The sequence below is a fragment of the Corynebacterium sp. 239_CJEI genome (assembly GCF_001055995.1).
GTDB classification, from domain to species: domain Bacteria; phylum Actinomycetota; class Actinomycetes; order Mycobacteriales; family Mycobacteriaceae; genus Corynebacterium; species Corynebacterium jeikeium_D.
This window is the reverse complement of the sequence record NZ_JVOW01000002.1, coordinates 89084-107450: the sequence shown is the minus strand read 5'-3', so window position 1 is coordinate 107450 and position 18367 is coordinate 89084. Positions and strand designations below refer to the sequence as shown.

General features: G+C 58.0%; 23 protein-coding genes. 20 read left to right on the top strand and 3 right to left on the bottom strand.

From position 1 onward, the window contains the following. Positions 1 to 137: 137 nt before the first annotated feature. Positions 138 to 785 (bottom strand): SDR family oxidoreductase, encoded by a 648-nt coding sequence (locus ADB08_RS00765; RefSeq protein WP_049170040.1) that lies wholly within the window; start codon positions 783 to 785, stop codon positions 138 to 140. Positions 786 to 1327: 542 nt separating this feature from the next. On the opposite strand from ADB08_RS00765, the gene rpsL reads away from it, so the two are divergent. The 18 genes from rpsL to ADB08_RS00675 all read left to right on the top strand — a co-directional run bounded on the left by rpsL (position 1328) and on the right by ADB08_RS00675 (position 15267). Continuing rightward, complete coding sequence (rpsL, locus tag ADB08_RS00760; protein ID WP_038627636.1) at positions 1328 to 1699, top strand: 30S ribosomal protein S12; 372 nt, start codon at positions 1328 to 1330, stop codon at positions 1697 to 1699. Between the two features lie 3 nt (positions 1700 to 1702). Continuing rightward, on the top strand, positions 1703 to 2173 hold the full coding sequence (rpsG, locus tag ADB08_RS00755) for a 30S ribosomal protein S7 (protein ID WP_016422052.1): 471 nt from the start codon (positions 1703 to 1705) through the stop codon (positions 2171 to 2173). Between the two features lie 299 nt (positions 2174 to 2472). Further along, positions 2473 to 4605 carry an elongation factor G gene (gene fusA / locus ADB08_RS00750; protein ID WP_016422053.1) on the top strand — a complete coding sequence of 711 codons (2133 nt, stop codon included), beginning with the start codon at positions 2473 to 2475 and terminating at the stop codon, positions 4603 to 4605. A gap of 502 nt (positions 4606 to 5107) precedes the next feature. Continuing rightward, positions 5108 to 6298 carry an elongation factor Tu gene (tuf, locus tag ADB08_RS00745; protein WP_049170037.1) on the top strand — a complete coding sequence of 397 codons (1191 nt, stop codon included), beginning with the start codon at positions 5108 to 5110 and terminating at the stop codon, positions 6296 to 6298. Positions 6299 to 6968: 670 nt separating this feature from the next. Then, positions 6969 to 7274 (top strand): 30S ribosomal protein S10, encoded by a 306-nt coding sequence (rpsJ, locus tag ADB08_RS00740; protein ID WP_003938093.1) that lies wholly within the window; start codon positions 6969 to 6971, stop codon positions 7272 to 7274. A 31-nt stretch (positions 7275 to 7305) separates the two neighbouring features. Further along, positions 7306 to 7962: a 50S ribosomal protein L3 gene (gene rplC / locus ADB08_RS00735; protein WP_005509762.1), complete on the top strand. Its 657-nt coding sequence runs from the start codon at positions 7306 to 7308 to the stop codon at positions 7960 to 7962. Further along, the gene (gene rplD, locus ADB08_RS00730) at positions 7959 to 8606 is read left to right on the top strand and encodes a 50S ribosomal protein L4 (protein WP_016422055.1); all 648 of its coding nucleotides are present in this window, start codon (positions 7959 to 7961) and stop codon (positions 8604 to 8606) included. Before rplC ends, rplD begins: the two co-directional genes overlap by 4 nt. Then, positions 8606 to 8911: a 50S ribosomal protein L23 gene (rplW, locus tag ADB08_RS00725; protein ID WP_005509869.1), complete on the top strand. Its 306-nt coding sequence runs from the start codon at positions 8606 to 8608 to the stop codon at positions 8909 to 8911. The genes rplD and rplW overlap by 1 nt, the downstream gene beginning before the upstream one ends. 37 nt (positions 8912 to 8948) lie before the next feature. Further along, positions 8949 to 9791, top strand: coding sequence for a 50S ribosomal protein L2 (gene rplB / locus ADB08_RS00720; protein ID WP_016422056.1), 843 nt, complete (start codon positions 8949 to 8951; stop codon positions 9789 to 9791). A gap of 14 nt (positions 9792 to 9805) precedes the next feature. Continuing rightward, positions 9806 to 10084 carry a 30S ribosomal protein S19 gene (gene rpsS / locus ADB08_RS00715; protein WP_005509882.1) on the top strand — a complete coding sequence of 93 codons (279 nt, stop codon included), beginning with the start codon at positions 9806 to 9808 and terminating at the stop codon, positions 10082 to 10084. A gap of 3 nt (positions 10085 to 10087) precedes the next feature. Next, positions 10088 to 10450: a 50S ribosomal protein L22 gene (gene rplV / locus ADB08_RS00710; protein ID WP_005509775.1), complete on the top strand. Its 363-nt coding sequence runs from the start codon at positions 10088 to 10090 to the stop codon at positions 10448 to 10450. After that, a complete protein-coding gene (rpsC, locus tag ADB08_RS00705; RefSeq protein WP_005509954.1) occupies positions 10450 to 11190 on the top strand; it encodes a 30S ribosomal protein S3 in 741 nt (246 codons plus the stop codon). Before rplV ends, rpsC begins: the two co-directional genes overlap by 1 nt. A gap of 3 nt (positions 11191 to 11193) precedes the next feature. Further along, positions 11194 to 11610: a 50S ribosomal protein L16 gene (gene rplP, locus ADB08_RS00700; protein WP_049170015.1), complete on the top strand. Its 417-nt coding sequence runs from the start codon at positions 11194 to 11196 to the stop codon at positions 11608 to 11610. Then, the gene (gene rpmC / locus ADB08_RS00695; RefSeq protein ID WP_005509851.1) at positions 11610 to 11846 is read left to right on the top strand and encodes a 50S ribosomal protein L29; all 237 of its coding nucleotides are present in this window, start codon (positions 11610 to 11612) and stop codon (positions 11844 to 11846) included. The genes rplP and rpmC overlap by 1 nt, the downstream gene beginning before the upstream one ends. Further along, on the top strand, positions 11843 to 12121 hold the full coding sequence (gene rpsQ, locus ADB08_RS00690; protein WP_048760623.1) for a 30S ribosomal protein S17: 279 nt from the start codon (positions 11843 to 11845) through the stop codon (positions 12119 to 12121). Before rpmC ends, rpsQ begins: the two co-directional genes overlap by 4 nt. Positions 12122 to 12321: 200 nt before the next feature. Further along, positions 12322 to 13671, top strand: a complete 1350-nt coding sequence (gene mgtE, locus ADB08_RS00685; RefSeq protein ID WP_049170011.1) for a magnesium transporter — start codon at positions 12322 to 12324, stop codon at positions 13669 to 13671. A gap of 53 nt (positions 13672 to 13724) precedes the next feature. Continuing rightward, on the top strand, positions 13725 to 14381 hold the full coding sequence (locus ADB08_RS00680) for a class I SAM-dependent methyltransferase (RefSeq protein ID WP_049170009.1): 657 nt from the start codon (positions 13725 to 13727) through the stop codon (positions 14379 to 14381). Between the two features lie 103 nt (positions 14382 to 14484). Further along, positions 14485 to 15267 (top strand): formate/nitrite transporter family protein, encoded by a 783-nt coding sequence (locus tag ADB08_RS00675; RefSeq protein WP_049170063.1) that lies wholly within the window; start codon positions 14485 to 14487, stop codon positions 15265 to 15267. A gap of 44 nt (positions 15268 to 15311) precedes the next feature. On the opposite strand, the gene ADB08_RS00670 is transcribed toward ADB08_RS00675, so the two are convergent. Together ADB08_RS00670 and ADB08_RS00665 are read right to left on the bottom strand one after the other, a co-directional pair. Continuing rightward, positions 15312 to 16028 carry a VIT1/CCC1 transporter family protein gene (locus tag ADB08_RS00670; protein WP_049170007.1) on the bottom strand — a complete coding sequence of 239 codons (717 nt, stop codon included), beginning with the start codon at positions 16026 to 16028 and terminating at the stop codon, positions 15312 to 15314. Between the two features lie 132 nt (positions 16029 to 16160). Then, positions 16161 to 17402 carry a multidrug effflux MFS transporter gene (locus tag ADB08_RS00665; protein WP_042388406.1) on the bottom strand — a complete coding sequence of 414 codons (1242 nt, stop codon included), beginning with the start codon at positions 17400 to 17402 and terminating at the stop codon, positions 16161 to 16163. A gap of 281 nt (positions 17403 to 17683) precedes the next feature. On the opposite strand from ADB08_RS00665, the gene rplN reads away from it, so the two are divergent. After that, on the top strand, positions 17684 to 18052 hold the full coding sequence (rplN, locus tag ADB08_RS00660) for a 50S ribosomal protein L14 (RefSeq protein WP_005510044.1): 369 nt from the start codon (positions 17684 to 17686) through the stop codon (positions 18050 to 18052). Next, positions 18053 to 18367: a 50S ribosomal protein L24 gene (gene rplX / locus ADB08_RS00655; RefSeq protein WP_005509963.1), complete on the top strand. Its 315-nt coding sequence runs from the start codon at positions 18053 to 18055 to the stop codon at positions 18365 to 18367. It abuts the gene before it with no gap.

The following is an 18367-nucleotide window of genomic DNA, read 5'->3' as shown; positions in this document are numbered from 1 at the left end:
CGTGCCGGAGGATTTTTCTTTGTCGAGGCAACCCAACTGGAAAACTCGGCTGGAGACTGAAGAAAGGCGATAGGAACAGAGGCAGAGGCAGGGGCGGGAGGGAGGGAGGGCTAGGGGGCCGTCCCGGCCTCCCTCCTCTACATCTTGAGAGCCTCTGCAATCGGGGTGTTGCCCTCGTTGAAGTTAATCATGCGACCAACGGTAGCCTCGTTGAACACGGTCTGCGCGATGACATTGGCAACGGTCGCACGAGCGACCTCGCCTGCCTTGTCCGCCGTGGTGTCGATGGAATCCTGGCCCTCGTTGAGCGTGAGCGCACTCGGGCCGAGAATGGTCCATTCCAGGTTTGAAGCGCGCAGCGCTTCGTCGGCTGCAGCCTTGGACTCGGCATAGGCAAAGAAGCTGTAATCCTCTGGAACGCCATGGTCGTGGCCCGCACCAAAGTAAGAGACCATCACGTAGCGCTTAACGCCAGCCTGCTCGGCTGCGGCAATCGAAGTAATAGCTGCGTCGCGGTCGATCGCGTACGTCCGTTCTGGTGAACCTCCACCAGCGCCGGCGGACCAAATCACAGCGTCGTGCCCGCTGAGAAGGTCCGCAAACTGTTCGGTCGAGAGACTGGCGATGTCGTAAACGGCTGGTGTGGCGCCGAGAGCCTCGATATCCGGAACCTGGTCGGGGTTGCGAATAACAGACGTGACCTCGTAGCCATCGTCGATAAGTAGGGGAGTAGCGATTTGGGCCACCTTGCCGTGGCCGCCAATGACAATAACCTTCTTAGACATGTCCCCACCTATACGCTGCCAGTACACTGCTGGCAATGAAGAAGGCATTCGCCTGTGGTGAACATGGCGATTAAGTTTCTCCAGTGCTGATGCAGGACAGTACTATGGGCAAACCGAACGGACGGCAGAATCGGCCGAGTTATCGATTCAAACCGGCATAGTAACGTCTGCGTCTTTTGGGGCGAGGCGCGCCGTGCTGAACACCCAAAAATTTGATCACCAAGCCCACAAGCGCTCAAAGTGCTTGAAATTTATAGGCCATTACCAGGGTGTTTGGACTAAACCCGCAGCTCGCGTACTGTTATACAACGATCCCAGAAAAGAATTGGGAACTTGAGACATTACCCAGTAGGCCAGCGAGAGCGGCTGACTGGGTTTCGCACGTTCAAAATCCCTCCATTTCTTGCGTTCAACCGATGGGCTCACCACTGGATGAGTAATAACTTTTCTTGTGATGCATTCACACGGAAGGTGGTTACTCCGCTGCGGTTGGCATCGGTCGTGAGAATGTCCAGCGAGGATTGAAAACAGAAAGAGGCTTCATGCCCACTATTCAGCAGCTGGTCCGCAAGGGCCGCCATGACAAGAAGGCTAAGGTTGCAACCGCAGCTCTGAAGGGTTCCCCTCAGCGCCGCGGCGTTTGCACCCGTGTTTACACCACCACCCCGAAGAAGCCGAACTCGGCTCTTCGTAAGGTCGCTCGTGTTCGCCTGACCTCCGGTGTCGAGGTTTCGGCTTACATTCCGGGTGAGGGCCACAACCTGCAGGAGCACTCCATGGTGCTCGTTCGCGGTGGTCGTGTTAAGGACCTCCCGGGTGTCCGCTACAAGATCGTCCGTGGTTCCCTTGACACCCAGGGCGTCAAGGACCGCAAGCAGGCTCGTTCCCGCTACGGCGCAAAGAAGGAGAAGTAAGCCATGCCACGTAAGGGCCCAGTACAGAAGCGTCCTGTCGTCAACGACCCGGTCTACGGCTCCCCTCTGGTGTCGCAGCTGGTCAACAAGGTTCTGATCGACGGTAAGAAGTCGACTGCAGAGCGCATCGTCTACGGTGCACTTGAGCTGTGCGAAGAGAAGACCGGTACTGATCCGGTGCTGACTCTGAAGCGCGCAATCGAGAACGTCAAGCCGGCTCTTGAGGTTCGTTCCCGCCGTGTTGGCGGCGCCACCTACCAGGTCCCGGTCGAGGTTCGCCCGGGCCGCGGCACCACGCTGGCACTGCGCTGGCTGCTGATGTTCTCCCGTCAGCGCCGTGAGAACACCATGACCGAGCGTCTCGCTAACGAGATCCTCGATGCATCCAACGGCCTGGGTGCATCCGTCAAGCGTCGTGAGGACACTCACAAGATGGCGGAAGCTAACCGCGCATTCGCTCACTACCGCTGGTAATCGCTTATCGACGGAGGCCGCGAGTGGTCACCGTCGTAGAGCAGCTGCCGGTATGTCAACGGCGCGCGTCGGTCGCGGTCCACAGATCTTTAAGGGTCACTCAATAGGGGCCAGCCCGGCGCTTACACCCGATGTCTTGCGTAGAATTTACGCAATAGGTGTACGTCACGGCGCGACTTCGCGCCAAGACGGTGGCATTATAGATAAAGCAAACCCGACCGACGGCGGATTTGACGGCCAATTGCAATCCCGTAATTGAGTCTCACCGCCAAACCGATTTGAAACGAGTGGGGAATCAAGTGGCTGAAGGTGCACTTCCCGTTAAGAAGGACCTCCACAAGGTCCGCAACATCGGCATCATGGCGCACATCGATGCTGGTAAGACGACTACGACTGAGCGCATCCTGTACTACACGGGTATTAACCGCAAGGTCGGCGAGACTCACGATGGTGGCGCTACCACCGACTGGATGGAGCAGGAGAAGGAGCGCGGTATCACCATTACCTCCGCTGCTGTGACCTGTTTCTGGAACGACAACCAGATCAACATCATCGATACCCCGGGCCACGTCGACTTCACCGTTGAGGTTGAGCGTTCCCTGCGTGTGCTCGACGGTGCCGTCGCAGTCTTCGACGGTAAGGAAGGTGTCGAGCCGCAGTCTGAGCAGGTTTGGCGTCAGGCTCAGAAGTACGATGTCCCGCGTATTTGCTTCGTCAACAAGATGGACAAGCTGGGCGCTGACTTCTACTACACCGTTGGCACCATCGTTGACCGCCTCGGTGCTAAGCCGTTGGTTATGCAGCTGCCGATTGGCGCTGAGGATGACTTCGACGGCGTTGTTGACCTGCTGGAGATGAAGGCCCTCATGTGGCCGGGCAAGGTTGAGATCGGTACTCCTGCGCAGGTCGAGGAGATTCCGGCGGACATGGTCGACAAGGCTAACGAGTACCGTGAGAAGCTCATTGAGACCGTCGCTGAGTCCGACGAGGAGCTCATGGAGAAGTACTTCGGTGGCGAAGAGCTGACCATGGACGAGATCAAGGGCGCCATCCGCAAGATGGTTATCAACTCTGAGGTCTACCCGGTCTACTGTGGTACCGCGTACAAGAACAAGGGTGTTGAGCCGCTGCTCGACGCTGTCATTGACTTCCTGCCGAATCCGCTGGACATCGGTGAGGTTCACGGCCACCAGATGGGCGACGAGGACGTCGATATGGTCCGTAAGCCGTCTAAGGATGAGCCGTTCTCCGCTCTCGCATTCAAGATTGCTGCTCACCCGTTCTTCGGCAAGCTGACCTTCGTCCGCGTTTACTCCGGTCGTGTGGAGCCTGGCCAGCAGGTCCTGAACTCCACCAAGGACAAGAAGGAGCGCGTCGGTAAGCTGTTCCAGATGCACGCCAACAAGGAGAACCCTGTTGACGAGGCAGTGGCAGGTAACATCTACGCCTTCATTGGTCTGAAGGACACCACCACCGGTGACACCCTGTGTGCACAGGATGCTCCGATCGTTCTGGAGTCCATGTCCTTCCCGGATCCGGTTATCTCCGTTGCTATTGAGCCAAAGTCCAAGGCTGACCAGGAGAAGCTGGGTACCGCTATTCAGCGTCTGGCTGAAGAGGACCCGACCTTCACCGTTCACCTGGATGAGGAAACCGGCCAGACCGTTATCGGCGGTATGGGCGAGCTCCACCTCGACGTCCTGGTTGACCGCATGAAGCGCGAGTTCAAGGTCGAAGCAAACATCGGTAACCCGCAGGTTGCTTACCGCGAGACCATCCGCAAGCCGGTCGAGAAGTTCGAGTACACCCACAAGAAGCAGACCGGTGGTTCGGGTCAGTTCGCCCGCGTCATCATTGCTCTGGAGCCGTACTCCCCGTCCGCTGAAGAGGTGGAAGAAGGCGAGTCCACAACTTACCTCTTCGCAAACGAGGTCACCGGTGGCCGCGTTCCGAAGGAGTACATCCCGTCTGTCGACGCTGGTATCCAGGATGCAATGCAGTACGGTACCCTCGCCGGCTACCCGCTGGTGAACATCAAGGCAACCCTGCTCGACGGTGCTTACCACGAGGTTGACTCCTCCGAAATGGCCTTCAAGATCGCTGGTCAGCAGGCTCTGAAGGAAGCTGTTCAGAAGGCTAAGCCGGTCCTGCTCGAGCCGATGATGGCCGTTGAGGTCATTACTCCGGAAGAGTACATGGGTGAGGTCATCGGTGACATCAACTCCCGTCGTGGCCAGGTCAACTCCATGGAAGACCGCACCGGCGTCAAGGCTGTCAAGGCTCTGGTTCCGCTGTCCGAGATGTTCGGCTACGTTGGTGACCTGCGTTCCAAGACCCAGGGTCGCGCTAACTACACCATGATCTTCGACTCCTACGCTGAGGTTCCGTCCTCCGTGGCCGAGGAGATCATTGCAGCTCGTACCGGCGCTTAAATCACGCCGGTAGGGTGGGGCACTCAATCAGAGTTGACCCCATCCCTGCACGCACTGCACTGTCACTCTTTTAGAGAACGCAGTGCGAGGGTCTGCAGCTTTAGTAGATTCCCTCTAGCTTTGACTGTGCTGAGACATCGTCAGACTGTTGGCGTGTGTTAGCACAGGCAAGCTCTAGGGGGTAGCTGCTCGCAATTCATATCGTTGGCCGATTTTAGATCGCAGCTCAAATATCTAGCATTTATGCAGGTAAATGACGATGTGAGTTGCTGGCCGTTACCCACCCTTAACTAGGGGGTTGGTCTGGTTTGGAAAACTCCAGTATCCTGCCCTAGTATCGAGTAACTGGCACAGTGAAAGAATAGTGCTCTTTTGCGCGCGCACGTTCCGAAGTCGGAAGCGAACAGCTTCAAGGCTTCTGATGCTTGTGAAGGCGGATTGAGTGACCACAAAATTGTGGCTGCGAGAGTCGTGGCCACCTAGACCTCCAGGAGGACTAAAAGTGGCAAAGGCGAAGTTCGAGCGTACGAAGCCGCACGTCAACATCGGTACCATTGGTCACGTTGACCACGGTAAGACCACCACTACCGCCGCTATCACCAAGGTTCTGGCTGACAAGTTCCCGGACCTGAACGAGTCGTTCGCTTACGATGCCATCGATAAGGCACCGGAAGAGAAGGAACGTGGCATTACCATCAACGTTTCCCACGTTGAGTACCAGACGGAGAAGCGCCACTACGCTCACGTCGATGCCCCGGGCCACGCCGACTACATCAAGAACATGATTACCGGTGCTGCTCAGATGGACGGCGCAATCCTGGTTGTCGCTGCTACTGACGGCCCGATGCCGCAGACCCGCGAGCACGTTCTGCTGGCTCGCCAGGTTGGCGTTCCGTACATCCTCGTTGCACTGAACAAGTGCGACATGGTCGACGACGAAGAGATCATCGAGCTCGTCGAGATGGAGGTCCGCGAGCTGCTGGCTGAGCAGGACTACGACGAGGAAGCTCCGATCGTCCACATCTCCGCTCTGAAGGCTCTTGAGGGCGAAGAGAAGTGGGTCAACTCCATCCTCGAGCTGATGGAAGCTTGCGACGAGAACATCCCGGATCCGGTTCGCGAGACCGACAAGCCGTTCCTGATGCCGATTGAGGACATCTTCACCATTACCGGTCGCGGCACCGTTGCTACCGGTCGTGTTGAGCGCGGCGTTCTGAACGTTAACGACGAGGTCGAGATTCTGGGCATCAAGGAGAAGTCCCAGAAGACCACCGTTACCGGTATCGAGATGTTCCGCAAGCTGCTGGATTCCGCTGAGGCTGGCGACAACTGTGGTCTGCTGCTCCGCGGTACCAAGCGTGAGGACATCGAGCGCGGTCAGATCGTTGCTAAGCCGGGCGCTTACACCCCGCACACCGAGTTCGAGGGTTCCGTCTACATCCTGTCCAAGGATGAGGGCGGCCGTCACACCCCGTTCTTCGACAACTACCGTCCGCAGTTCTACTTCCGCACCACCGACGTCACCGGCGTCGTTTCCCTGCCGGAAGGTGTCGAGATGGTCATGCCGGGCGACAACGTTGACATGTCTGTCAAGCTGATCCAGCCGGTCGCAATGGACGAGGGCCTGCGCTTCGCTATCCGCGAGGGTGGCCGCACCGTCGGCGCTGGCCGCGTTACCAAGATCGTTAAGTAAGTCTTTTCCCTATAGGGGAAATGCTTTAACTTAAGTCTTAGAAGAATCCCGACTCCGCGTAAGCGGAAGTCGGGATTTTTTGTATCTGTACATAGCCGACACTAGACCGGGCGGGGCGGCGCAATAGCCGTCGTCAAGCAGACTGTGCCGTAATGGGTGTGATGTACGTTGCACTTTGGAATCGTGATTTTACATTCGTAGCCCGGACGTGCTTTAATACGGAGGTTGCTTTAACAAAGGCGTTCGCGCCAATTGTTGTATCAGGCCCAGCTGGGAACCAGTACGAAATTGGATTTAGCGCCTATGGTAAGGCGAGCATGACCACGTAGGGAAGTTTCTTCCCAATCGTGCCTCACGGAGAAAACGGGCGACACGCCCGACCGCGGGGGTCGGAGGTGGCATGGCAAATTAACAGCGGCAGTAGGCAAAATGAAGAGCCCCACGAGGGGGACTTGTTTTCCACTGGGATTTGAGTGCAAGGCGTTATTCGTCCGCTCGGGTCATGGCCATAAGTTAATTTGCCATGACGATCGAAGACGAAATCGCTTTGAAGTAATGCACAACCCAGTTTTGATTTCTGGCGCTGGCCATAGTTGCTGACGGCGTCGAGAAACATTGACAGGGTCGACGCCCCTTTAATTGGGGCGCGCCGACCGAGGAGAGGACAAGCGTGGCCGGACAGAAGATCCGCATCAGGCTCAAGGCCTACGACCACGAGGCTATCGACGCTTCTGCGCGAAAGATCGTGGAGACCGTTACCCGTACGGGTGCACGCGTCGTTGGCCCGGTGCCGTTGCCAACCGAAAAGAACGTTTACTGCGTTATCCGTTCGCCGCACAAGTACAAGGACTCGCGCGAGCACTTCGAGATGCGCACTCACAAGCGTCTGATCGACATTCTCGATCCAACGCCGAAGACAGTCGATGCACTTATGCGCATTGACCTTCCGGCAAGTGTCGATGTGAACATTCAGTGATCCTGGACTTTTGGTAGCGGAGACAAGATAAATGAGTGAAAACGAGATCAAGGGCATCCTGGGCACGAAGCTCGGTATGACTCAGATCTTCGACGAGGAGAACCGCGTTGTTCCGGTTACCGTCGTTGAGGCTGGGCCGTGCGTAGTGACTCAGGTGCGCACTAAGGAAACCGACGGCTACGACGCCGTCCAGATTGCATACGGCGAAATTGACCCGCGTAAGGTCAACAAGCCGGAGGCCGGCCACTTCAAGAAGGCCGGTGTGACCCCGCGTCGCCACAGCGTTGAGATTCGCACCCCGGACGCTTCCTCTTACGAGGTCGGCCAGTCCGTTGGTGTCGACATCTTCGGCGAAATTGAGTACGTCGACGTCACTGGTACCTCTAAGGGCCACGGCTTCGCCGGTGGTATGAAGCGCCACGGCTTTGCTGGCCAGGGTGCCGCTCACGGTAACCAGGCTGCTCACCGTCGTGTTGGTGGCATTGGCGCCTGCGCCACGCCAGGACGCGTCTTCAAGGGCAAGCGCATGGCAGGCCGCATGGGTAACGACCGGGTCACGACCCAGAACCTGAAGATCCAGAAGGTTGACGCTGACGCGAACCTGCTGCTCATCAAGGGCGCAGTTCCGGGTGCACGCGGCGGCCTGCTGGTTGTTAAGACTGCCACGAAGGGTGGTGCTCACGCATGACCAACCTCAAGCTAGACGTACACACCGCTGAAGGCGGCGTGAACGGTTCGGTTGAGCTTCCTGCTTCCGTGTTCGACGCGGAGGTGTCCATCGCCCTGATGCACCAGGTTGTTGTCGCACAGCGTGCAGCAGCTCGTCAGGGCACCCACAAGGTCAAGACCCGCGGTGAGGTTCGCGGCGGTGGCCGCAAGCCGTGGCGCCAGAAGGGTACCGGTCGCGCTCGTCAGGGTTCGATCCGTGCTCCGCACTGGACCGGCGGTGGCGTTGTCCACGGCCCGGTGCCGCGCGATTACAGCCAGCGCACCCCGAAGAAGATGATTGCAGCTGCTCTGCGCGGCGCACTCTCTGACCGTGCTCGCCATGACCGCATCCACGTTGTCGAGGAACTGGTCCCAGGCCAGACCCCGTCCACCAAGGCAGCTCGTACTTTCGTCGAGCGTTTGACTGAGCGCCGCAACGTGCTCGTCGTTCTGCCGCGCGAGGACGTCAACTCGTGGAAGTCGGTTCGTAACCTGCCAGGTGTCCACATCCTGTCTGAGGATCAGCTGAACACCTACGACGTTCTGAAGGCCGATGACGTCATCTTCGCCGTTCAGGCACTCAATGACTTCATCACTCGCACCGCCGGTAAGGAGGAGAAGTAATGGCTACCATCGCAGATCCCCGCGACATCATTGTTGCACCGGTAGTGTCTGAGAAGTCCTACGGACTCATGGAGCAGGGCGTTTACACGTTCCTGGTCCACACCGACGCTAACAAGACCCAGATCAAGATCGCGGTCCAGGAGATTTTCGGTGCCAAGGTCGCTTCCGTCAACACCCTCAACCGTGAGGGCAAGCGCAAGCGTTCCCGCACCGGCTATGGCAAGCGCAAGAACACCAAGCGCGCCTACGTGACTCTCGCGGCCGGCAGCGATCCCATCGACATCTTCGGCGGTTCGGCAGCCTAGCCGCTAGCCGACGAGGAAGTTAAGGAAGAGCAAAAGTATGGCTATTCGTAAGTACAAGCCGACTACGCCGGGTCGCCGCCAGAGCTCCGTCTCCGAGTTCAGCGAGATTACTCGCTCGACTCCTGAGAAGTCTCTGCTGCGCCCGCTGTCGAAGACCGGTGGCCGTAACGTTCACGGTCACATCACCACTCGCCACAAGGGTGGCGGACACAAGCGCCAGTACCGTGTCATCGACTTCCGTCGTAATGACAAGGACGGCATTCCGGCAAAGGTCGCTCACATCGAGTACGACCCGAACCGTACCGCCAACATCGCACTGCTGCACTACGCAGACGGTGAGAAGCGCTACATCATCGCTCCGAAGAACCTGAAGCAGGGTGCCATCGTTGAGTCCGGCGCTAACGCCGACATCAAGGTTGGTAACAACCTGCCGCTGCGCAACATCCCGACTGGTTCCACCATTCACTGCGTGGAACTCAAGCCGGGTGCTGGCGCACAGCTGGCACGTTCTGCTGGTGCTTCTATTCAGCTTCTCGGTAAGGAAGGCAAGTACGCAGTTCTGCGTATGCCGTCCTCTGAGATTCGTCGCGTCGACGCACGTTGCCGTGCAACCGTCGGTGAGGTCGGAAACCAGGATCAGATCAACATCCGTTGGGGCAAGGCCGGCCGTATGCGCTGGAAGGGCTGGCGCCCGACTGTCCGCGGTGTTGTCATGAACCCGGTCGACCACCCGCACGGTGGTGGTGAGGGTAAGACCTCCGGTGGTCGCCACCCGGTTTCCCCGTGGGGCCAGAAGGAAGGCCGCACCCGTAAGCCGAACCGCCCGAGCGACCAGCTGATCGTTCGTCGCCGTCGTACCAACAAGAATAAGAAGCGCTAAGGAGGGAACTGAGAATGCCACGCAGCCTTAAGAAGGGCCCGTTCGTCGATGAGCACCTCCTCGCGAAGGTCGATGCACAGAACGAGAAGGGCACCAAGCAGGTCATCAAGACCTGGTCTCGCCGCTCCACGATTCTCCCCGATTTCATCGGCCACACCTTCGCCGTTCACGACGGTCGCAAGCACGTGCCGGTGTTCGTGGATGACTCTATGGTCGGCCACAAGTTGGGCGAATTCGCCCCGACCAAGACCTTCAAGGGTCACGTCAAGGATGACAAGAAGGGACGTCGATAAGCCATGAGCAACGACATTACTTCTGCACGCGCAACTGCGCGCTTCGTCCGCGTTACTCCGATGAAGGCACGTCGCGTCCTGGACACCGTTCGCGGTAAGTCCGTCGACGAGGCACTTAACATCCTGGAGTACGCTCCGCAGGGTGCTGCTGATCCAGTTGCCAAGGTTGTTGCGTCTGCAGCTGCAAACGCTGAGAACAACTTCGGCCTGGACCGTCGTACTCTGGTCATCTCCGAGGCTTACGCCAACGAGGGACCGACCATGAAGCGCTTCCGCCCGCGTGCGCAGGGCCGTGCTTTCCACGTCCGCAAGCGCACCAGCCACATCACCGTGGTCGTCGAGAGCCAGAAGGAAGGTGACCGATAGTGGGACAGAAGATCCATCCACACGGTCTTCGCCTCGGTATTTCCAGCGACTGGAAGTCCCGCTGGTACGCCGACAAGCAGTACGCTGACTACCTGGCCGAGGACATCAAGATCCGCGATCTGCTGTCCACCGGTCTTGAGCGCGCCGGCATCTCCGATGTCGTTATCGAGCGCACCCGTGACCGCGTGCGTGTGGACATCCACACCGCACGCCCGGGCATCGTTATCGGTCGTCGTGGCTCCGAGGCTGATCGCATCCGCGGCCAGCTCGAGAAGCTCACCGGCAAGCAGGTTCAGCTGAACATCCTCGAGGTCAAGAACATTGACGCGGATGCGAAGCTGGTTGCTCAGTCCATCGCTGAGCAGCTCGCCAACCGTGTCGCTTTCCGTCGTGCAATGCGCAAGGCTATCCAGTCTGCAATGCGTCAGCCGCACGTCAAGGGCATCAAGGTTGTCTGCTCCGGTCGTCTCGGCGGTGCCGAGATGGGCCGCACCGAGCGCTACCACGAGGGTCGCGTTCCGCTGCACACCCTGCGTGCGGAGATCGACTACGGCACCCACGAAGCTCACACCACCTTCGGTCGCATTGGCGTCAAGGTGTGGATCTACAAGGGTGACGTGATCGGTGGCCGTCGCGAGTCCGAGATCAACGCCGGCAACGCCCGCCAGCGTCGCGGCAACGACCGCCCGCGTCGCGGTGGCAAGCGTCGTCAGCGTGCATCTGAGAAGAAGGAGGGCTAATTCATGCTCATCCCGAAGCGCGTTAAGTTCCGTCGCCAGCACCGCCCGACCCGTTCTGGTATGTCCAAGGGCGGCAACAAGGTGACTTTCGGTGAATACGGTCTCCAGGCTCTCGAGCCGGCCTACATCACCAACCGTCAGATTGAGGCAGCGCGTATTGCCATCAACCGCCACGTCAAGCGTGGTGGTAAGGTCTGGATTCAGATTTTCCCGGACCGTCCGCTGACCCAGAAGCCGCTGGGTGTTCGTATGGGTTCCGGTAAGGGCCCAGTCGAGAAGTGGATTGCAAACGTCAAGCCGGGTCGCATCATGTTCGAGATGTCCTACCCGGACGAGGCAGTTGCCGTCGAGGCACTGAAGCGCGCAGGCGCTAAGCTGCCGATTAAGACCCGAATCGTTCGGAAGGAGGATCAGTACTGATGTCGAACGGCATTCCCGCCCACGAGCTTCGCTCGCTGGATAACGATGACCTGGTTGCCAAGCTCAAGGAGTCTAAGGAGGAGCTGTTCAACCTCCGTTTCCAGAGCGCTACCGGTCAGCTGACCAACAACCGCCGTCTCCGCACTGTCCGCAAGGATATTGCTCGCATTTACACCGTTATGCGTGAGCGCGAGCTCGGCCTGTCTGCTGCACCAACCGATGGTGATGCAGCATGAGTGAGGAAAACATGAACACCACCGAGGCTGGCGCACGTAAGGTGCGCACCGGTTACGTCGTGTCCGACAAGATGCAGAAGACCATCGTTGTCGAGCTCGAGGACCGCAAGCAGCACGCCCTGTACGGCAAGATCATGCGCACGAACTCCAAGGTCAAGGCGCACGACGAGAACGAAGAGGCTGGCGTGGGCGACCGCGTCCGCATCGAAGAGTGCCGTCCGCTCTCCAAGGACAAGCACTACCGCCTGCTCGAGATCGTCGAGAAGGCTAAGTAAGACCCGATAGCTGAGCAATCAGCCAGGGCTTTACGACGAGAACCCCGCCGCGGGAAACACGCAAGTGTTTTCTGTGGCGGGGGTTTTGTTTTTGGCAAGCCATGTTTCTTCGTGTTTCTATTCCCCTCAGTGCAAGTTTGCTGGGTTTGTATCTCTGATAGCATTGGCGAGGATTTATGCTATGTGAGGGGAGAAGTTCGGTGACTACTGACGTGACCAGGATTGATGATCGAGACCTGGAGTCCTCACTTCGCTCACACGACGTGGCGACATTGTCGCGGCTTTTAGCTGATATTGAGCCCAAGGCTGCCGCTCGAAAGATGCGCCGCCTCAGCCATGAGGACCGTGCGCTGTTCTACCGCACGCTACCGAAAGACACCGCGGTTGAGACCTTCGATGAGCTGGACTCCGCTCTGCAGGCGCACCTGATTGATAGCCTCCGCGATCCTGAAGTCACCGCAGTCTTTGCGGAGATGGAACCGGACGACCGAGCTGAGTTGCTCGATGAGTTACCAGCCTCGGTTGCTTCAAAACTGCTCGCCGATCTACCGGATGATGAGCGAGAGCTGACCAACATTGTTCTCGGTTACGCCGATGGTTCCATTGGGCGTCGAATGAGCCCGGAGCTGGTGTCGCTTCACGACGATATGACGGTGGGGGAGGCTCTGGAGACCGTCTACAAGCATCTGGATGATGCCGAATCCATCTACACCCTGCCGGTGTCGAACCGGAATCGCCGCCTGGTGGGCGTGGTCAGCCTTCGTGATTTGATGCGCGCCAGCAGTGATATCCATGTTGCGGCGATTTTGCGGAAGGCAGACTACGCAGAGGCCACCGAGTCTGAAGAGAAGGTGGCTCGCATGTGCGCTGATCGTAAGCGCCTAGCTCTGCCGATTGTCGACAGCGAGCAGCGTGTTATCGGTCTGCTCACGGTGGACGACGCACTCCGGATTCTGGAGGAGGCAGACTCCGAGGACCAAGCTCGTATTTCCGGTTCTGAGCCTCTGCGCTTGCCGTACCTTGCTACGCCAATCTTTGAGATTGTTCGCTCTCGTGTGGTCTGGTTGCTCGTGCTGGCAATCGGTGCGACATTGACTGTGCAAGTCCTGGAAACCTTCGAAGAGACGCTGTCTCAGATGGTGGTTCTTTCGGTGTTCGTGCCGCTGCTGATTGGTACAGGTGGCAATACCGGTAACCAGGCTGCAACTACGATTACGCGTGCGTTGGCGCTGGGGGATGTCCAACCCCGCGATATATTCAAAGTCATTCTCCGAGAGGTGAGGGTCGGCGCGTTCCTCGGTCTATTGCTTGGCACTCTCGGCCTGCTGCTAGCTGGCTTGGTTTACGGTTGGGACATCGGCCTAGTGATTGGCCTTACGCTGCTGGGTATTTGTACTCTCGCGGCAACCGTCGGTGGCATTATGCCGCTGATTGGTAAGAAGTTTGGCATTGACCCAGCAGTCTTCGCTAACCCGTTCATTACGACGCTTGTCGACGCCTCCGGTCTGATCATCTACTTCCTGATTGCTAAGTCGGTACTGGGGATTTAGACCCCACGGTGCGCAGCTGCACCGATACATAAAAAGTGTCCAGCTGCGCCATAATGGTGGCCATGAGCAATGGCACCCACAATCACCGCACTTGGAAAGAAATTATCGCTGCCGATCCGCAGCATTCCCGGCGCTACGCCAACCGGTGGCGGGGGTTCGTTCGCGAGGGCCGCGATATCGATGGTGAGGCGCGGCTGGTGGATGCGATGGCGCCACGCCACGCTCGAATTCTAGATGCCGGTTGTGGTCAAGGACGCGTGGGCGGTTACTTGGCGAAGGCTGGACACCAGGTCGTTGGTGTCGACGTCGACCCCTATCTCATCGATGAGGCAAAGCGCCAGTTCCCGGACGCGACGTGGTTGGTAGGGGACTTGGCGCAATTGCCCCACGTGCTTGACGACGGCCTAGAGAACACGCCCCACGATGACACGGCATCCGCTTTCGATGTCATCATTTGCCCCGGCAATGTCCTGACCTTCGTAGCGCCAGAAGACCGCACGAAGGTACTGCGGGCCTTCGCAGCGGCACTGAATCCGGAGGGCGGTCGTGCCATCATCGGCTTCGGTGCCGGCCGTGGATGGGACTTTCCGGATTTTGAAACCATTGCGCAGGAGGCGGGGCTCACCGTGATTCAGCGTTATTCGACGTGGGATCTTCGTCCGTTTGAGGATGAGTCTCAGTTCCTGGTTGCAGTGCTTGAACGGGGGTAAGGAGCTGTGATCGTCGTAAAGCGGTTGCGATTCCGTGCCGGACTGTCGTTATTCTTTTATGCGAATAACTGCAATTAACGGTACGCAGGGAAAGGCTTCGGCGGTGACGCTATACGAAACGCTGGATACGGCTGGTGACAAAAAACGGGAGCTGATGACGCAGGACTACGGACGTTTTGCGGTTCGAGCGGTCCTGGCGGGCATGTATCTGACGTTGGGAACGGCCTTTGCAGCGGTAGCTGGCCAAGTGGCCGAAGGTGTTGCTCCGGGCACTGGGGGACTGGTTTTTGCGTGCCTGTTCGGGCTTGGGCTGTTCGCCATTGTGGTGCTCGGTGCGGAGCTTGCGACCGGCAGCATGATGTTTGTGTCCTGGTCCACCGCACGCGGACGCATGGCGTGGGGAGTGGCCTTTCGAATGGTGGCCGTCGCTACGTTCTACAACTTCATCGGTGCGGCGATTGTGGCGCTGGTGCTCAGCCAGAGCGCCAAGCTCGGTGGGATCGATGACACACATCTGATTTCCACCTTGACTGAGGGGAAGCTGGCCAAGCCGTTCTTCGGCGCTTTCGTAGAGGCCATGGGTGCGAACTTCGTGGTCAATATGGCTGTCCTAGGTGCACTTCAAGCCAAAGAAATCATTTCGAAGTTCGTTGTGATTCTGCCGATTATTGCAGTGTTCGTTGGGCTTGGACTCGAGCACGTGATTGCGAACTTCTCGTTGTTTTCCTTGGCCTTTTTCGCTGATCCGCATCCTGCAGCCTTCGATGGTCTGCACATAACTGTTAACTGGGTGGCCGTGTGGCTGGGCAACTTCGTAGGTGGTGGCCTGGGGATCGGCGCGGTCTACGCCTGGTTGAACCAGACGAAGACCAGCTATGTTGACTAGGTTTTGAGTTTCGCTGTGCGTTAACCGGGCACCTATTTGACGGTCTAACCGACAGCCTGCCCGAAGAGCAGACCGACGAAGTAGGACACAATCAAACCGAGCGCACCACCAATTACCAGGCGCAGAGCAGCCTTGCCGGAGTGCGTGGAGCTGAGCTTGGCGCTGATGTAGCCGGTTAGAGCCAGAGTCACGATGGTGACAACAGTGACTGCGATTGCGCCAGAAGTGGGGCCGGTGAAAACCAGTGCCGCAATCATCGGCAGGATGGCGCCGAGTAGGAACGACAGTGCCGAAGAACCGGCAGCAGCCCAGGGGTTGGTAAGTTCCTCACCGTCAATGCCCAATTCCAGCTTTAGGTGAGCCGCCAGCGGATCGCTTTGTGCGATGCCGTGGGCAGCATCTTCGGCGATATGTTCTGGGATGCCGTAGCTAGAGAGAATCCCCACGAGCTCTTTATGCTCTTCATCTGGAAAGTCTTTAAGCTCGGCCTTTTCTTTGGCAATCAGTGCCCGCTCAGTATCGCGCTGGGTTGAAACCGAGACGTATTCACCCAGGGCCATCGAGATAGCCCCAGCGATAACGGCCGCGGCGCCAGCAGTCAGAATGGCTTCGCGAGAGGAACCTGCTGCAATCACACTGAGCAAGATTAGAGCAGTGGAGACGATACCGTCGTTGGCTCCGAGAACTCCGGCGCGAAGCCAGTTGAGCTTCGCCGACTCAGATGCCTTATGTGGTTCATGAGGATGTGCATGCGTGGTCATGGCAGGACCTTTCTCCCATGTCAGCCCCATGCCTACGGGTGGTACGAGGCCTCACCATCGATTTAATGCCGATTCGGGCACATTCTCAACCAGTGAAGTGAAACGCGGGGAGTCCTCTCGCGCGCGTAGCTCTTATGGAAGTCGGTGTGAGCGTTTGTGGAGGTCGGCGCGCGTCAATGTCAACACCGCGGTCAGTGCAATCAATGCACAGGTCAACATCGAAATAGCCATCGAGAGGGGAAGATTGGAACCAAGCCCCACCAACGGGGAAACCGTGGCGGCCGCGAGGAACTGTGTGAAGCCCATGAGACCGGAACCTGAGCCAATTCCGATATCTCGAACCTCCTCAATTCCGAGTGCCGTGGCATTGGCGAAGATTAGCGGCATCATCGGTACCGTAATGAACAGCAACAGCCAAGTAGTGAAGAAGGTAATCCCGACGAGGGCATTAATAATCAGGCCTATCGACGTCACGAGCATGACCGTAAGGGCAACTAAAATGCCTTTGCGGGGATGAAGCCGGTTGATCATCTTGCCGTTGAGGATTGACACAAATGTCAACATCGCTGCATTGGATGCGAACACGAGAGAAAACTGAGTAGGGGTGAGCCCCAGCAGCTCCTGGAAGATAAAGGGTGACGCAGCGATATAGGAAAACATCACCGAGAAGCCACCAGCGAAAGCCAACAAGTAGCCGACAAATACTGGCCGCCGCAGCAGCCTGCCAATATTGGGCAGGAGATTGCGCAGAGCGCCTGTGGAGCGTCGCTCAGGCGGCAGGGTTTCCGGAACCATCAGGATCACAATCGCGACCATCGCGACGTTGATGGCTGCGAGAAACCAGAACACGCTGCGCCAGCCGAATGCGGGGCCTAGAAAACCGCCCACAAGGGGAGCGATTGCCGGGGCGATGGAGGAAATGCCCATCAGCGTGGAGAAAGCTCTCGCTGATGCCTTGCCCGTCAAGAGGTCTGGTACTACAGAACGAGCCAGAACAACTGTGGAGCCACCAGCTAACCCCTGGAACAGGCGCATTGCAATAAGCGTGCCAATATTCGGTGCTACTGCACAGAGGATTGACGAGCCCAAGAACACCAAAGTCGCAATGAGAAGCAGCTTCTTGCGGCCCAAACTATCGGAGAGAGCGCCAATGACGAGCTGTCCAGCAGCCATGCCAATCATGAAGGTTGTCAGCGTGAGCTGAACCATCGACTCGGTCGTGGAGAACTCGCGTGCAATCTCCACGAAGGATGCCAGATATGTATCTGCGCCGAACGGGGCGGCGGCGGATAATAAGGCCAAGCCGGCAAGTAGCGATACCGGCAGCGTCTGTGCTGGCTGTGTCTGAGCGCTCCCGGAATGTTGATTTGTCACTGTCTCAGTATAGGGTTGCCGCACAAGGCATAAACCATGTTGGGGGCATGAAACTAAGGGATTTTGTTGTCCCGCACGAACGTGCCATAATACACAGGTTGCGCGAAGCGACTGCGTGCTGCTCTCAACGGTCTAGAACCGTAGTAAGCACGAGGTCAAAGCGATAGGAAAGCTACCTCTAGCAGGTGCTTCCGTCGTAAAGCGTAAACGCAAGACATAAAGACCGCGTGCGTTTAGGACGGAAATCTGACGCACAATGCAACCAGGTCAGGAGAAACGCAGTGATTCAGCAGGAATCCCGTCTGCGCGTTGCCGACAACACTGGTGCACGTGAAATCCAGTGCATCCGCGTTCTCGGTGGCTCGACCCGACGCTTCGCTGGCATTGGCGACACCATCGTCGCTACTGTCAAGGAAGCTGCTCCGGGCGGAAACGTCAAGGCAGGCGAAATCGTTAAGGCAGTTATCGTCCGCACGAAGAAGGAGACCCGTCGTCCGGACGGTTCCTACATCTCGTTCGACGAGAATGCAGCTGTCATCATCAAGGCCGACGGCGAGCCGAAGGGCACCCGTATTTTCGGCCCGGTCGCGCGTGAGCTGCGTGACAAGAAGTTCATGAAGATTGTCTCGCTCGCACCGGAGGTGATTTAAGTGAAGATCCGTAAGGGCGATACCGTGCTGGTTATCTCCGGTCCGGACAAGGGTGCTCAGGGCAAGGTCATCGAGGCCTACCCGAAGCGCGACAAGGTCCTGGTCGAGGGCGTTAACCGTATCAAGAAGCACGTTGCAAACTCCGCTGCGGAGCGCGGCGCTTCCTCGGGTGGCATTGTCACTCAGGAAGCTCCGATTCACGTGTCGAACGTCATGCTGGTCGACGAAGATGGTACCCCGACTCGCGTCGGTTACCGCTTCGATGAGGACGGCAAGAAGGTTCGCATCTCCCGCCGTACCGGGAAGGACATCTAA